At 46.1% G+C, this 15,052-nt stretch carries 12 protein-coding genes; 7 read left to right on the top strand and 5 right to left on the bottom strand.

What is annotated here, in order from left to right; translation table 11 throughout:
- Positions 1–75: 75 nt before the first annotated feature.
- The 3 genes from CBX98_RS06015 to CBX98_RS06025 form a co-directional block, all read right to left on the bottom strand.
- Positions 76–687, bottom strand: coding sequence for a TIGR04211 family SH3 domain-containing protein (locus CBX98_RS06015; RefSeq protein WP_031780509.1), 612 nt, complete (start codon positions 685–687; stop codon positions 76–78).
- Between the two features lie 178 nt (positions 688–865).
- A complete protein-coding gene (locus CBX98_RS06020) occupies positions 866–2,125 on the bottom strand; it encodes an inorganic phosphate transporter (protein ID WP_005395948.1) in 1,260 nt (419 codons plus the stop codon).
- A gap of 131 nt (positions 2,126–2,256) precedes the next feature.
- Positions 2,257–2,937 (bottom strand): TIGR00153 family protein, encoded by a 681-nt coding sequence (locus tag CBX98_RS06025; RefSeq protein WP_031780508.1) that lies wholly within the window; start codon positions 2,935–2,937, stop codon positions 2,257–2,259.
- 212 nt (positions 2,938–3,149) lie between these two features.
- Between CBX98_RS06025 and CBX98_RS06030 the strand changes: the two genes are divergently transcribed.
- Positions 3,150–4,682: an inorganic triphosphatase gene (locus CBX98_RS06030; RefSeq protein ID WP_005395946.1), complete on the top strand. Its 1,533-nt coding sequence runs from the start codon at positions 3,150–3,152 to the stop codon at positions 4,680–4,682.
- Positions 4,683–4,722: 40 nt separating this feature from the next.
- Here CBX98_RS06030 and CBX98_RS06035 read toward each other — a convergent pair whose 3' ends face one another.
- Entirely contained in the window at positions 4,723–5,496 is a 774-nt protein-coding gene (locus tag CBX98_RS06035; RefSeq protein WP_109168775.1) for a potassium channel family protein, read from the bottom strand.
- A 105-nt stretch (positions 5,497–5,601) separates the two neighbouring features.
- Between CBX98_RS06035 and CBX98_RS06040 the strand changes: the two genes are divergently transcribed.
- From CBX98_RS06040 to hldE, 3 genes are all read left to right on the top strand, one after another.
- Entirely contained in the window at positions 5,602–6,858 is a 1,257-nt protein-coding gene (locus CBX98_RS06040; RefSeq protein ID WP_005395942.1) for a methyl-accepting chemotaxis protein, read from the top strand.
- 113 nt (positions 6,859–6,971) lie between these two features.
- Positions 6,972–9,815 carry a bifunctional [glutamate--ammonia ligase]-adenylyl-L-tyrosine phosphorylase/[glutamate--ammonia-ligase] adenylyltransferase gene (gene glnE, locus CBX98_RS06045; RefSeq protein ID WP_109168776.1) on the top strand — a complete coding sequence of 948 codons (2,844 nt, stop codon included), beginning with the start codon at positions 6,972–6,974 and terminating at the stop codon, positions 9,813–9,815.
- 67 nt (positions 9,816–9,882) lie between these two features.
- Positions 9,883–11,313, top strand: coding sequence for a bifunctional D-glycero-beta-D-manno-heptose-7-phosphate kinase/D-glycero-beta-D-manno-heptose 1-phosphate adenylyltransferase HldE (hldE, locus tag CBX98_RS06050; RefSeq protein ID WP_005395938.1), 1,431 nt, complete (start codon positions 9,883–9,885; stop codon positions 11,311–11,313).
- A gap of 178 nt (positions 11,314–11,491) precedes the next feature.
- Here the strand turns inward: hldE and tolC are convergent, their stop codons facing one another.
- Positions 11,492–12,820: an outer membrane channel protein TolC gene (gene tolC / locus CBX98_RS06055; protein WP_012842165.1), complete on the bottom strand. Its 1,329-nt coding sequence runs from the start codon at positions 12,818–12,820 to the stop codon at positions 11,492–11,494.
- A gap of 229 nt (positions 12,821–13,049) precedes the next feature.
- On the opposite strand from tolC, the gene nudF reads away from it, so the two are divergent.
- The 3 genes from nudF (at position 13,050) to cpdA (ending at position 15,011) form a co-directional block, all read left to right on the top strand.
- Entirely contained in the window at positions 13,050–13,700 is a 651-nt protein-coding gene (gene nudF, locus CBX98_RS06060; RefSeq protein ID WP_109168777.1) for an ADP-ribose diphosphatase, read from the top strand.
- Positions 13,700–14,143 (top strand): DUF1249 family protein, encoded by a 444-nt coding sequence (locus CBX98_RS06065; RefSeq protein ID WP_005395930.1) that lies wholly within the window; start codon positions 13,700–13,702, stop codon positions 14,141–14,143. Before nudF ends, CBX98_RS06065 begins: the two co-directional genes overlap by 1 nt.
- A gap of 61 nt (positions 14,144–14,204) precedes the next feature.
- Entirely contained in the window at positions 14,205–15,011 is an 807-nt protein-coding gene (gene cpdA / locus CBX98_RS06070) for a 3',5'-cyclic-AMP phosphodiesterase (RefSeq protein WP_046874001.1), read from the top strand.
- Positions 15,012–15,052: the final 41 nt, after the last annotated feature.

Consider the following 15,052-nt stretch of genomic DNA (forward strand, 5'->3'; position numbering starts at 1 on the left):
ACTAAGCAAACAAAAAAGCCAGTCGAATATCGACTGGCTTTTGCATTCTTTTTTATCGATAAAAGGGCGAAGGACTTATGCCCAACCCGCAGGTGAACGTTTTCTACGAGGCATGACATGCGGAAGAATCAAACCAAATAGCAAACCTAAACCTGCAACACCGCCGCCATAAGTGAAGTACTTAAGCAGCATGTCGTCTTTTTGTGTATCCAGTTTAGCGCGCAGCTCGCGGTTTTCTGTTTCAACAGAAGTAAGCTGGTCGCTGATCTCAGAGTATTTATTCTCAAGATCGGAAATTTGTTGGTTGCGCGTTTCTAGAGAGGTAACAAGACCAGCTTTCTCTGCATCAGAAGTTTTACGAGCGTTAGCAAGCTGCTCTTTCACTTCTGCTAGCTCTTTCTCAATGCGAGGAAGGCGAATCGCCATGCTTTCTTGGTTTGTCACAAACTTGCTTTGTACCCAACCAGTACGACCGCGGTCATCACGAACTTGCGTATAGCCAGTATCTCGGTTGGTTTTAATCAGTTGTACTTTAGAACCGGCATTAACACTACCAATAATACGGTAGGTGTTATTTGGACCTGAGTGCATAAAAGTGAAGAGGTCATCAGAAATATAACGGTCTGCTGCTAGGGCCGCTGGCGCTGCTAGCAAAGTAAACAAAACCGTGATGATTAGTTTTTTCACAGTAAATCCCTTAACGATTTTTCTTGGAGACAGCGTTGGCACCGAATGATTGGAGCCGGAAATAGACGAATAGTATGCAGTTTCAAACTTCGGTGCAACAAAGAAGGGAGGCAAAGCCTCCCTTTCTGTGCGTTTGAGTCAATAATGACAAAGCGCTTACATTCTATTGACGAGTGTCTTAAGCGAACATCGCTTGAAGTCCGTAGAAGAATACAACGGCCAATAGTGCACCTGCTGGTAGTGTAACGATCCATGATGCCACGATGTTACGAACCACGCCCAGGTTTAGTGCCGCGATACCACGAGCAAAGCCAACACCGAGAACCGCACCAACCAATGTTTGAGTGGTTGAGATTGGCAGACCAGTACCAGAAGCTAGAACAACAGTACAAGCGGTTGCTAGCTGAGCTGCAAAACCACGGCTAGGAGTTAGCTCAGTGATACCTGTACCAACGGTTGCCATTACTTTGTGACCCAGTGTCGCAAGACCGACCACGATACCAATACCACCAAGAGGTAGAATCCACCAAGCGATGGTGCTTTTCGTGCTGATTTCGCCCATGTGTTCAACGGTCGATACTACAGCAGACAGTGGACCAATGGCGTTTGCAACGTCGTTTGAACCGTGTGCAAATGCCATTGCACAAGCGGTGATAACCATCAGAACGCTGAAGATACCTTCCACGCCAGAAAAGCTGCGGTCTTCTTCGCGATTAGCGAATTTTTTCTGGATGTATACGTAGCCGCCAACCATCACGAGTGCTGAAACTGCTGCTGCCCACATCCAAGCTTCGCCATTGGTTAGGTGAAGACCAACGTGTTTTAGACCTTTTTTGATAGTTACAAGTGCAATCACCATTGTTGTGATGAACATGTAAACAGGAACAAAACGTTTGGCGTTGAATAACGGGTTCTCAGTATCAAAAATCAGACGTTGTGCGCTGACAAAGATAACGTACGCAAAGAAACCTGAAATCACTGGTGTAATAATCCAGCTACCAACAATGCCTTGAACGCTGCCCCAGTCAACCGCTTCAGTACCTACTGATACGCATGCAAAACCAATGATTGCACCGATGATTGAGTGAGTCGTAGATACTGGCCAGCCCATGTAAGAGGCAAGAAGTAACCATGTACCCGCAGCCAAAAGAGCAGACATCATACCGTAGACAAGAACGTCAGGTTGACTAGCAAATAAAGAAGTTTCGATTACACCTTTACGGATAGTGTCGGTTACTTCACCGCCTGCAAGGTAAGCACCTGCAAATTCGAAGATCATCGCAATGATGATAGCTTGTTTTACGGTTAGCGCTTTTGAACCTACTGATGTACCCATCGCATTAGCAACGTCGTTCGCGCCAATACCAATCGCCATCATGAAACCAAAAATCGCTGCAACAATAATCAGGACAGTGCCGTAGTTCGCAAGGATATCCATCGTAATACCTAGTTGTTTTATAACAAGCGGAACAAAATTTTACGCGCGCCAAACCATAAGACGATGAAAATAGTCATCGTCCCTATGACACGTGTTCATTATGCTCTTCGTTATGTCGTTAACTTTATGTTTTAAGATCGAGATAGCATGACTTCCAAACGAGCACCTACGCGCTGCGCTTGGTCGGCAATACCACCTACCCATTCAAGAATCTTGTACAAGAACATGACATCGATAGGGTTCATGTCAGACTCAATCGCCATCAACTGTTGACGAAGTTCAATCTGCATAGCATCGGTATCATCTTCGATGACATCTAATTGATGAATCATTTCAGCGACGAGCGTCACTTCACGACCTTTGAAGCCGGTTTCTAGCAATTCATCAAGTTCATTGATTACCTTTTGCGCCTGATCGGCCGCATCAAGACAACGTTGAACGTAAGCGAGGAAGTTTGGTTGGAGAGCCTCAGGAATGACAAGTTGACGACCATATACACGGCCAGCAATGTCTTTTGCCAGGTTTGCAAGTTTGTCCTGCTGAGTCAGAAGCTCAAGCATGTCAGTACGGTCTACTGGCATGAACAAACCGCGAGGCAGTTTTAGACGGATTTCACGTTTCAGCACGTCCGCTTCTTTCTCTAGGTGAGAAATTTGTGCACGGATTTCAGATGCTTTTTCCCAGTCACCCTTTGAAGATACTTCAAAGAATTTCACCAAGTGTGAACAACATTCGTTGACACACACAACGTGGCGTTGCAAAGGCTTAATTGGGGACTTTGCAAATAACCCCATAATTGTATTTACTGGCATGGTCATTCAACCTAATAACTATAACCTTAAAAAAACATACACCATTTCTGAGTGCTTGGCGAAATGTTGAACGATGGCTATAAAGGCGCGCATGGTAACGCATTAAATCGCTCATTAAAACTGTTTTAGATCATCATTCCGGCGATATTTCTCTCTTGCCGTGCGAGAAATTACGCAATATCCTGTTTCTATCTGCTTTGAAAGGTATAGCTATGGAAACCGAAATAGAACTGAAGTTTTTTGTTTCTCCTGAATTTTCAGAAACTTTAAAAGAAAAAATTTCTGAGACAAAAGTACTTCAGCATAGTTGTCGTGACTTGGGTAACACCTACTTTGATACCGCCGATAAATGGCTGAGAAAGCACGACATTGGTTTAAGAATTCGCCGTTTTGATGATGTATTCGTCCAAACCGTAAAGACCGCAGGACGCGTCGTCGCAGGCTTACATCAAAGACCAGAATACAATGCTGAGCACACTAGCGACGAGCCTAATCTGTCGCTTCATCCTGTAGACATTTGGCCGCCAGGTAAAGACGCAGCAACGCTGCAATCTGAGCTTATGCCGTTATTCTCGACCAACTTCACACGTGAACAGTGGCTGATTGGCATGCCAGATGGTAGCCAAATAGAAGTGGCGTTTGACCAAGGTATGGTCGTAGCCAAAGGTGAAGATGGGGAAGAGAAACAAGAACCGATTTGCGAAGTTGAACTGGAACTTAAATCGGGCCAAACCGATGCCCTATTTACACTAGCACGTAGCTTTTGCGAGCAAGGTGGCATGCGTTTGGGTAACTTGAGTAAGGCGGCGAAAGGCTATCGACTTGCAAGTGGCTATGCAGGTGATGAAGTAAAATCGTTGGCGCTTGTGGACAGTAGCCCGACGGATACCGTTGAATACTGCTTGATCAACTCTTTAGAACACGCCCTATCTCACTGGCATTATCACGAGCAAATTTATGCTGAGCGTGACAATGTGGAAGCGCTACGTGAAATCAGCAATGCCATTCGTTTTATTCGTCAAACATTGACCATTTTTGGTGGTGTTGTCCCTCGTCGCGCGAGTGCGATTCTGCGCCAAGAGCTTAAATGGTTGGAAGAAGAATTGAGTTGGTTGGATGAACATGCACACCTTGAAGAGCTCTTAGATGACAAAGGCAATGTGCTGCGTAAGTTGGATGCGCGTAAGTTCTTAGTATCTGAGTTGACTCAGCAGTTACAAGAGTTGCCAAGCCGTGAAGAAGTGCTAGGGTTGCTCAATTCCGCGCGTTACACCGGGTTATTGCTGGATCTTAGTCGCTGGATCTTAGCGCGTGGCTGGCAGCCGTTTCTTGATGAAAAAGCGCGCGAAAAAATGGCAAGTAATATCATGCCGTTTTCAGTCACTCAGCTCGATCGCACTTGGGCAGAACTAATGGAAGCTTTCCCAGCAGAGCGCGACCTGACGGCGCAAGAGTACGTTGATCAGCGCTATCGCTTGCTGCGTAACCTCTATACCGGTATTGGTTTCGCGAGTCTATATAACTCGGATGAGCGTAACAGCTTCCGTTTGCCATGGGCGGATCTGGTGCATGGTATTGATGATCTGCTAATGCTGAACCACTTACTTCCGTTGGTTGATATGTTGGAAGACGCAGAAAAAGAGCAGTTAGAACGCTGGTTGCACCGTCAAGAGCGTTCAATTTTGCATGCAATGGATCAAACCCGAGCGATCAGTGTAGAAGTTCAGCCTTATTGGCGTGAATGATCACCTTGAGTACCTGTACAAAAAATAGGACCGCATGGTCCTATTTTTTTGTCTTTGTTTTGCTTTGTTGCAGCTCTTGTTCTATGAAGTCGAGTCGTTCTAGTATTTGCGCTTGTTGGCTTAGGAGCTGCTCGAGCATACGTTCTTTATTGATTGAGCTGTGCGTCTGTTGTTTTGTCGGGGCAGTAAGGATAGAGGTGATAAGACCCGAAATCATACCAAAGATCCCCACACCACAAACAATGATGATGACGGCTAAAAACTTTCCTACTGAGGTCACCGGATAATGATCGCCGTAACCAACGGTTGAGATCGTTACTAATACCCACCACAAAGCATCGGCGCCAGTGCGAATATTCGCTTCTGGGTTTTTCGCTTCGATAAACAGCATGGCACTAGAACCGAGCGTAATGAGGATCACCATCAACAGTAATATTGAGGCGACCGTGGTTTCGCGGCGGTTCTCTTTGAGCTGATGCAAAATGAACTTTGACGAGCGCAGTACTAATACCACTCGAAGAATATGAAAGATACGAGCAAAGCGCAGTGGCTCTATTAATGGGATGCTCGCCACGAAATCTATCCAATGACGTTTAAGAAACAACCACCGATCTGTGGACCGGATCAAATCAATGGTGAGCTGTAATAGAAAAATACTACAGATTATGAAATCCAGACCGATAAGAACTTGACGGGTTTCGTGATCGATCGGGAAAAACAACAAGCCAGAGATCACAAATAGTGCCATAAAAGACAATATTAGTGACAACAGGCCCATCGGTCGTGTGCTGTCTTTGATATCATTGTTTTTCATACGAAGCTCGAAATAAATCGCGTAACCACGCTAAACGCGAACATAACTATAAGTAATATAAAGATTATAGATAAAGACTATATAAGACTCGGTGGAGAACTGACAATGGAAAAGCTGGCATTTAAGCCATGGGAAAGGGTCATATCCGACATTCGACTGGTTCCTAAAATGGTCATGTTGATGGTCTTCAGTACTGTCCTGATTGTGGCAAAACAACTGTGGGACGCGAACACCTTTTACGATTCACTTTTAGCGGCGACACAAAACGCGCAAGTTGCCCAACAGCATTACGAAGCATACTTAACGCAAGTTGCTTGGCAAACCGCCTTATTGATTGTGGTTTTTGTCGTGCTCTTATTAGCGGCGGCTAGAGTGATGCTGCGTCAAACGCAGTATCTGAGCGACGCGATCAAACTGATGGCGAGCAAGAACCTCTCCGTGCCATTTGGTATGGATTGTAAAGATGAATACGGAGACGTGGCACGTGAATTAGAAAAGACACGTCGCCAATTGCACGATGTGATTCAAATGCAAATTAATGCTTCTGATGAGTTATCCACACTCACGGAAGTGATGACGCTGAGCATGTCGGAAACGAAAGAGTCGGCGCAAGAAGAGTTTAACGAAATTGATCAACTTGCGACGGCGATGAGTGAAATGTCGTCGACGGTGCAAACCGTCGCAGAACATGCCCAGACGGCGTCTTCTCTTACAGAGCAAGCTTCCGCACAAGCGATTTCTGGTCAACAGTTCTTGCAAAGTACGATGGCGAAAATGAGTGAACTCTCGTCGGACATCGCTTCATCGGCGCAGGCAGTTAACCAGGTCGAAGAACGTGTTGAATCCATTGGTAGTGTTGTGGGTACGATTCAAGGTATCTCTGAACAAACTAACCTGCTTGCACTGAATGCGGCGATTGAAGCTGCGCGAGCTGGCGAGGCGGGTCGTGGTTTTGCGGTGGTTGCAGATGAAGTTCGTAACCTTGCACAACGTACACAACAAGCGACGGTAGAAATTCAAGAGATGATTGCTCAGCTGCAAACCAGTGCCGAATCTGCTGTAGAACTCATGGAGAAAAGCGTAGTGGAAGCGGCCGATGGAAACGAGCTGGTTTCTAATGCTGGATCTGAGCTCGATGGTATTGTTGGGCAAGTGACGCAAATCAATGACATGAACTTCCAAATCGCGACGGCGTCTGGTCAGCAAAGCAGTGTTGCAGAAGAGATGAGTCAAAACCTCACCAATGTACGTGAGCTGGTGGAAGCCTCGGTTGTGGTTGTGACAGAGCTGCTAGAAACTTCTGAAATGATGCAAAATAATGCTGGCGAGTTAGACAAGAAGATCAAATCTTTCCAAGTTTAATATTCCATCCAGAACTTTTGATAAAACGCCCACAAACCTTTTGTGGGCGTTTTTATTTGCTTTAAGTCTGGTATAAAGAATGAGTTACCGTGCTTTTCAAACAAGGAAGAAAAATGCAGCTGCCTTCGCCACTGATTTCTATCGCTGAATCTGCCGTACAAAATGCTCAAGAGGCAGGTTATTTTCCCCTTTGGCCAGATGAGATTGCGCAGCAATTTCGCTATGTGGCGGGCTTAAGCCAGTTTATTACCGAAGCCATTCATCGCGATGAAGTTTTAGCCCGTGAGTTGCCAAGCATGTTAGCGCAACCAAGTCGTCAGGAATCTTACCGCTCACGTCTTGCTGCACTGTTGGGACAATGCCCGGATGAGATGTCTGGTCATCGCGTGTTGCGTCAGTTTCGCAACCGAGAAATGGTGTACATTGCGTGGAAGGATTTCACGCATGCATGGTCGCTAGAAACGTCTTTAAGCCACTTATCCGAGTTGGCTGAAGCGATGATTTTTGAAACCTATCAATGGCAATATCAAGCGTGTTGTCAGGAGTGGGGAACGCCGACGAGTGAGGAAGGTGAAGTACAGCCGATGTTGATTATCGGCATGGGGAAACTGGGTGGTGGCGAGTTAAACTTTTCTTCCGATATTGATCTAATTTTCACATATCCAGAGAATGGCGAAACCCAAGGCGCTCGTCGCAGCATTGCCAATGCCCAGTTCTTTACTCGTCTTGGTCAACGCATCATCAAAGCGCTCGATCAACAAACCTTCGATGGCTTCTGTTACCGCGTAGATATGCGTTTGCGTCCGTTTGGTGAGAGTGGTCCATTAGTTATGAGCTATGCGGCACTAGAGGATTACTATCAAGAACAGGGACGTGACTGGGAGCGTTACGCGATGATCAAAGCTCGAGTGATGGGGTGCGAAATGTACCCGCAATACCAAGAGCTACGCCAAATGCTGCGTCCTTTTGTTTTTCGTCGCTATATTGATTTCAGTGCGATTCAGTCTTTGCGTCGGATGAAATCGATGATCAGTAGTGAGGTTCGCCGCCGAGGTTTGAACAACAACATTAAGTTAGGTGCAGGTGGCATCCGAGAAATTGAATTTATCGCCCAAGTTTTTCAATTAATTCGAGGTGGTCGCGAGCCTTCTCTTCGTAATCGAGGGTTGTTGGAAACGCTGCAAGGCATTGAAGAGCTGGCGTTACTCACTTCGCAAGAAGTCAGCAGTCTAGAAGCTGCATACAAGTACTTGCGTCAATTAGAAAACTTGTTGCAAGCGATGGCGGATAAGCAAACCCAGACGCTGCCTGATTGCGAAACCGAACGCTTAAAGCTCGCCACAGCGATGCAAATGACCTCTTGGGACCAACTGATTGAGCAAACTCAGCAGCACATGGCGAATGTCCATCAAGTATTTGAGTCGTTAATTGGTGATGATGAAGAAGATGAGGGCACTACGGTTGCTCGTCATTTTCATGAGCTATGGGATATGGCGAACAAACAAGATGTGCTTGAGCATATCTTACAGCAGGATATTCAGGTTGAAGACTTTGCTTCATGCGCGAAAACCATCATCAACTTTAAAACCGATCTGGCTAAAAAAACGTTAGGACCGCGTGGACGCGAAGTGTTAAACCGTTTGATGCCGAAGGTGTTTGATGCGGTGTTTGCCCACCCTGATGCACAGTTTGGTTTACCGCGAGTGTTGCATTTACTGCACAATATCTGCACACGTACAACTTATCTGGAGTTATTGGATGAGCACCCAGCGGCTCTAGTACAGCTCGTACGTTTGTGTACCGCAAGCCCAATGATTTCAGAGCAGTTATCTCGGTATCCGATCTTACTCGATGAGTTGATCGATCCTGCACAGTTGTACAATCCAATCCCATTAGACAGTTACCGCACAGAGCTGCGTGATTATCTGGCCCGTATTCCAGAAGATGATATGGAGCAGCAAATGGAAGCGTTGCGCCAGTTTAAGCAAATCTGCATTTTACGTATTGCGGCGGCGGATATTGCTGGTGCATTGCCGGTGATGAAAGTGAGTGATCACTTAACCTATTTGGCGGAAGCTATCGTTGATGCTGTGGTCAGTCAGGCTTGGTTGCAAGTGTCCGAAAAATACGGCGAGCCAACGCATGTGAAAGATCGTGAAGGGAAGGGTTTTGCCGTCATTGGTTATGGCAAAGTCGGTGGCTGGGAACTCGGCTATAACTCCGACTTGGATATCGTCTTCATGCATGACTGCCCAGTCAATGTCTATACAGATGGCAAAAAGGAAATCGACGGCCGTCAGTTCTACCTTCGCCTAGCGCAGCGCATCATCCATATTTTCTCGACTCGCACCGCTTCCGGCATTTTGTACGAAGTCGATACCCGCTTGCGCCCATCTGGCGCGTCAGGTTTGTTGGTTAGCCCAACCGATGCGTTTGACGATTATCAGCATCAAGAAGCCTGGACATGGGAGCATCAAGCACTTGTGCGCGCGCGCTTGATTTATGGCGATGAACCCCTTGCCATTGCATTTCACAATACGCGACATGATGTGTTGTGCAAAGCGCGCGATCGGGCGGAACTGAAAAAAGCCGTTGTCGAAATGAGAGAGAAAATGCGCGGTCATCTTGGGGGGAAAAAGCCCGGCCGTTTTATGCTCAAGCAAGATGTGGGAGGGATTACCGATATCGAATTTCTCGCTCAGTACTTAGTGCTCAACTATAGTCACGATAAGCCGAAATTAACGCGTTGGTGTGATAATGTGCGCATCTTTGAAACGCTCATTGCACAAAATGTCATGGACGAAGACCAGGCAATGCAGTTGATACGTGCCTACACGACAATGCGAAACGAAATACACCGGAGAAATCTACTCAATTTAGATGCTGATGTGGTGGAAGATAAGTTTGTTGCCGAAAGGGAGTGGGTAAAACAGGCTTGGAATCAGTGGTTCAGTTAAGACCATATATTTAGCCTCGATAAGGGCTGTGATAAACTCACTTCGATTTAATTTTTGGAGACCAATAATGAAACCAATTCTACCTGATTACAACAGCGCTGGTGTGCTCATCATCGGTGATGTCATGCTAGATCGTTACTGGTATGGCCCAACCGGACGTATTTCTCCTGAAGCGCCGGTTCCTGTTGTAAAAGTAGAAAACAATGAAGAGCGTCCTGGTGGTGCTGCGAACGTTGCGATGAATATCGCATCACTAGGTGGCCATGCTCACATTGTTGGTCTAACAGGGGAAGATGAGCCTGCAAAAGTGCTGACGGAGACGCTGAGCTCACTCAATGTGAAGTGCGATTTCGTTGCACTGCCGGATTACCCAACGATTACGAAGCTTCGTGTGATGAGCCGTGGACAACAACTGATCCGTCTCGACTTCGAAGACAAATTTGAAAACACGGATTCTGCACCTGTACTATCGCGTATGGATACCGCTCTGCCAAACGTTAAAGCCGTGATTATGTCTGACTACGCAAAAGGCTCGTTAGAGCATGTTCAGGCATACATCCAAAAAGCGCGCGCAGCAAACATTCCAGTTTTCATTGACCCTAAAGGTGCGGATTTTGAACGCTACCGCGGAGCAACACTCTTAACACCAAACATGAAAGAGTTTGAAGATGTCGTTGGCAAAGTAAAATCAGACCAAGAGCTGGTTGAAAAAGCACTTCAGCTTGTTGAAGAGTTTGATTTTGAAGCGCTACTGGTTACGCGTAGTGAAAACGGCATGACGTTGATCCGCCGTGGTCAAGAGCCATTCCACCTTCCGACTCAAGCGAAAGAAGTGTACGACGTGACAGGTGCTGGTGATACGGTGATTTCTGTACTTGCAGCTTCAGTTGCGGCGGGTAAATCCTTCGAAGAAGCGTGTGCACTAGCGAATGCTGCGGCAGGCGTTGTTGTTGGTAAGCTTGGTACCTCGACCTTGTCTGAAATTGAACTGGCAGAAGCGGTACATGGCAGCCAAGACACGGATTACGGTGTGATTTCAGAAAAAGCGCTGATTGAAGCAGTGAAAAAAGCACGTGCACGTGGCGAGAAAGTCGTTATGACAAACGGCTGCTTTGATATTCTTCACGCTGGGCATGTTTCTTACCTCAATCACGCTGCAGAACTTGGTGATCGCCTGATTGTTGCGGTGAATACCGATGAATCAGTGAAGCGTCTTAAAGGGCCTGGTCGTCCTGTGAATCCAACCGATCGCCGCATGGCGGTATTGGCAGGTTTGGGCGCTGTGGATTGGGTAGTACCATTTAGTGAAGATACGCCGCAACGTTTGATCTCGGAAGTTCTGCCAAGCTTGCTAGTAAAAGGTGGTGACTACAAACCAGAAGAGATTGCTGGTGGTAAAGAAGTCATCGCTGCAGGTGGCGAAGTTCGTGTATTGAACTTTGAGGATGGCTGCTCAACCAGTGAAATCATCAATGCAATCAAAGGCGGTAAGGGCTAAGCCTACGATTTGTTGGCATTGAAACGCTATTTGTTTGTAAAAGGTCGCCAAGTGCGGCCTTTTTGATACTTGATGTTCTGAGATACTTTTCGTCTCTTAACTGCAAGCAATAAAAAACGCCAGCTGATAAATCAACTGGCGTTTTTATTTATTGAGAACTGAAGCATTCAGTCAGCAGTTATTTTGCTGCTTTCAAACCTGCATCAACGTCTAAGATGTCTTGTTCGCTTAGCGTACCAACGGCTTGGCGTAGCTGAAGAACACTTAAGATGTAGTCGTAACGAGCGTTCGATAGGTTTTTATTCGCATCGTATAGACGACGAGTTGCGTCGAGCACGTCAACGATAGTACGAGTACCCACATCAAAACCTGCTTCTGTTGCTTCTAGTGCAGAGCGCGCAGAAATAACGGCTTGCTCATAAGCACGTAGTGCGCCGATAGAGGCGTTAATGTTGTTGTTTTGTGCGCGAACATCTTTTACTACGCTGCGGTATTGTGCTTCAAGATCTTCACTTGCTGCCACGTACGCGTATTCAGCCTGTTTGGTTTGAGAGGTGACGTTACCACCCGTGTATAGCGGCACCGCAAGGTTCACACCGATATTGAAGTTGTCTGTGGTGTTGTCACGAGAGCTATGAGACGTATCACCGTAGTTGTAACCACCGTCTAGAGACAGCGTTGGTAGATGACCAGAACTTGCTAGTGAAATATTGTCACGTGCGATATCTTGAAGAATACGTGAAGATAGCAAGGTCAGGTTTTTGGTTTTTGCTTCGTCAATTAGTGATTCAGCAGGCACGGTCGATGGGCTAGCAGTGAAGCGGCGAGTATCTAAGATGTTGAGATCTTTGTGCTCTTGACCAGTGATTTCACGTAATGACTCGTAGCTGTTAGTTAGTGCGTTTTCTGCTAACACTTCATCCGCCAGTACTTGGTCGTACTGAGCTTGCGCGTCGTGTACGTCAGTGATCGCAGATAAACCTACTTCAAAACGCTGTTTTGTTTGCTCTAGTTGACGACCCACTGCGGCTTTTTCTGCACGGACGAAAACAAGGTTGTCTTGTGCGCGTAGAACTTCAAAATACGCTTGTGAAACACGAAGAATTAGTGCTTGTTGAGTCGCAGCGTAAGTTGCGTCTGCTTGGCGAGCACTTTTCTCAGCGGTATCTAGCGAGATCCAAGATGCGCGGTTGTAAAGTGCTTGTGAAAAGCTAACACCAGCGGTTAGAGCGTTGGCATCGTTTGATACGTCATTGACTAGATTTGAGTCGTATTCAGTATCACCACGAGTTAAGTTGTAACCTGCTGTTAGGTTAATTTGTGGTAATAGAGCACTACGGCTTGAGGTGATTGCTTCGAAAGCTTGGTCACGTTGTGCTGCTACACTGAGCAATTGTGGATCATTTTGTTTTGCTAAGTCGTAGATTTCAGCCAAAGAGTCTGCGAACGCAGACGTACTCATGCTACCTAGCGCTGCACTGATAAATAGTGGAAGCAATTTTTTCATTTTCTATTCCCGCGGTCAATAGATTGGTTAATTCTCAGTAGTTTAACTCAATTTGCACGATATTTACTCTAAAGTTTGCACTTTTTTACACGTAATTATCCAGTTGTGCAATAAATTTTCACCAAAGACTTAAATTAATTTGTAACTATTGTACAAAAAGTTGAGCCAAGTCCTTTGAGCAAGCGAATAACAATGAGTAAACTACAAGATTCACTCAGAGAGGTGTCGAATGCAACAGTGTGACAAACAACAAAAGGATTTTACTTCGCAAGATGTAAAAGTCATCTCGAAAGAAACCTTATTTGAAGGCTTTTTCAAAATGGTGAAATATCGCTTTCAGCATAAGCTATTTGCTGGAGGTTGGAGCGAGGTTGTCGAACGAGAAATGTTCGAGCGTGGTCATGCTGCAGCGATGCTTCCTTATGATCCAAATACGGATCAAGTGGTTATCATTGAACAGATTCGAGTAGGAGCCTTAGAGCATCAACACCCATGGCAGCTAGAGATTGTCGCGGGTATGATTGACCGTGATGAATCAGCTGAAGCCGTCATTCGCCGAGAAGCTGTCGAAGAGGCGGGGATACAAGTGGGGCGTGTTGCGCTAGTCACTTCTTATTATCCTTCTGCTGGCGGTTGCTCGGAAAAGTTGGACGTATTTGTTGGTGAAGTGGACGCATCTAAAGCGCACGGCATTCATGGTTTAGACTATGAGAATGAAGATATTCGCGTACATGTTTTGAGTCGTGAGCAAGCATATCAATGGGTGAAAGACGGAAAATTTGAAAATGGTGCGTCGATTATTGCGTTGCAATGGTTGCAATTAAACCATCAAGAGTTGAAGTCACAGTGGGGGCAACCCCAAATGGTGGAGAGTAAGTAATGGCACAAGTGGCTGAAAAACAGAGGTATCATGTTGATTTAGCGGGTCTAATGAGAACCTATGAGACCAACTACGCTAAATTGAACGCCTTATTGCCTGCTTCTGCTGAAGTTGGGGATGTACGCTGCTATCAAGCGGCGAACATGGTTTACCAACTGACCGTGAATGAAATCACAAAATACACCACAGTTGTTGAGATATGTCAGAGTGATGAAACGCCAGTGTTTCCTTTACCGACGATGTCTGTCAGGCTTTATCACGATGCGAGAGTAGCCGAAGTATGCTCAAGCGGAGAGTTCTCTCGCATAAAAGCTAAGTATGATTATCCCAACGACCAACTGATGCAGAAAGATGAAAAGCATCAACTAAACACGTTCCTCGGTGAATGGCTGACGTTTTGTTTACGAAGTGGTATCAGTAGAACACCACTTGCCTTCAATTGATCGTCACGTCACTAAAGGAAAATAACAAATAACGATATAGTGGACGAATCAGGTTTTCATTTTGCAATCATCTAGTGACAGCATCAAACTTTTACAAATTACGGATACTCATCTGTTTGCTGCCGATGAGGGAAGTTTGCTGAGCGTAAAAACGGCCGATAGCTTTAACGCTGTTGTTGCTGATGTTTTACGCCGCAACGTGACGTTTGATTACATCTTGGCGACAGGGGACATTTCCCAAGACCATAGTGCAGAATCTTACCAGCGCTTTGCCGAAGGCATTGAACCGCTAGAGAAAGACTGCTTTTGGCTGCCTGGTAATCATGACTACAAGCCCAATATGGGCAGTGTATTACCTTCGCAACAAATCAAAGCGGCAGAGCATGTATTGCTTGGCGCGCATTGGCAGTTGGTTCTTTTAGACTCGCAAGTTGTTGGCGTTCCTCACGGACGCTTGAGTGACCAGCAGTTAGCGTTACTCGAAGAAAAGTTAGCAGAACACCCAGAAAGGCACACACTTGTGTTGTTGCATCACCATCCATTATTGGTGGGAAGCGCGTGGCTTGATCAACATACCTTAAAAGATGCCGAAGCGTTCTGGCAGGTTGTCGATCGTTTTGATAACGTGAAAGGCATTCTCTGTGGTCATGTTCATCAAGACATGAATGTGCTTCATAATGGCATTCGAGTGATGGCAACACCCTCGACGTGTGTTCAGTTTAAGCCTAACTCGGATGATTTTGCCCTCGATACGACTTCGCCTGGTTGGCGTGAACTGCAGTTGCACGCTTGTGGTGATATTACGACCCAAGTGGGCCGACTTCCTGACGGCCAGTTCCAACCAGACTTCTCTTCTAACGGATACTAACGCGCCCGAGCTCTATGTTCGGGCTCGCTTTTTGTGCGAGA

The organism is Vibrio sp. T9 (assembly GCF_003123985.1).
GTDB classification, from domain to species: domain Bacteria; phylum Pseudomonadota; class Gammaproteobacteria; order Enterobacterales; family Vibrionaceae; genus Vibrio; species Vibrio diabolicus.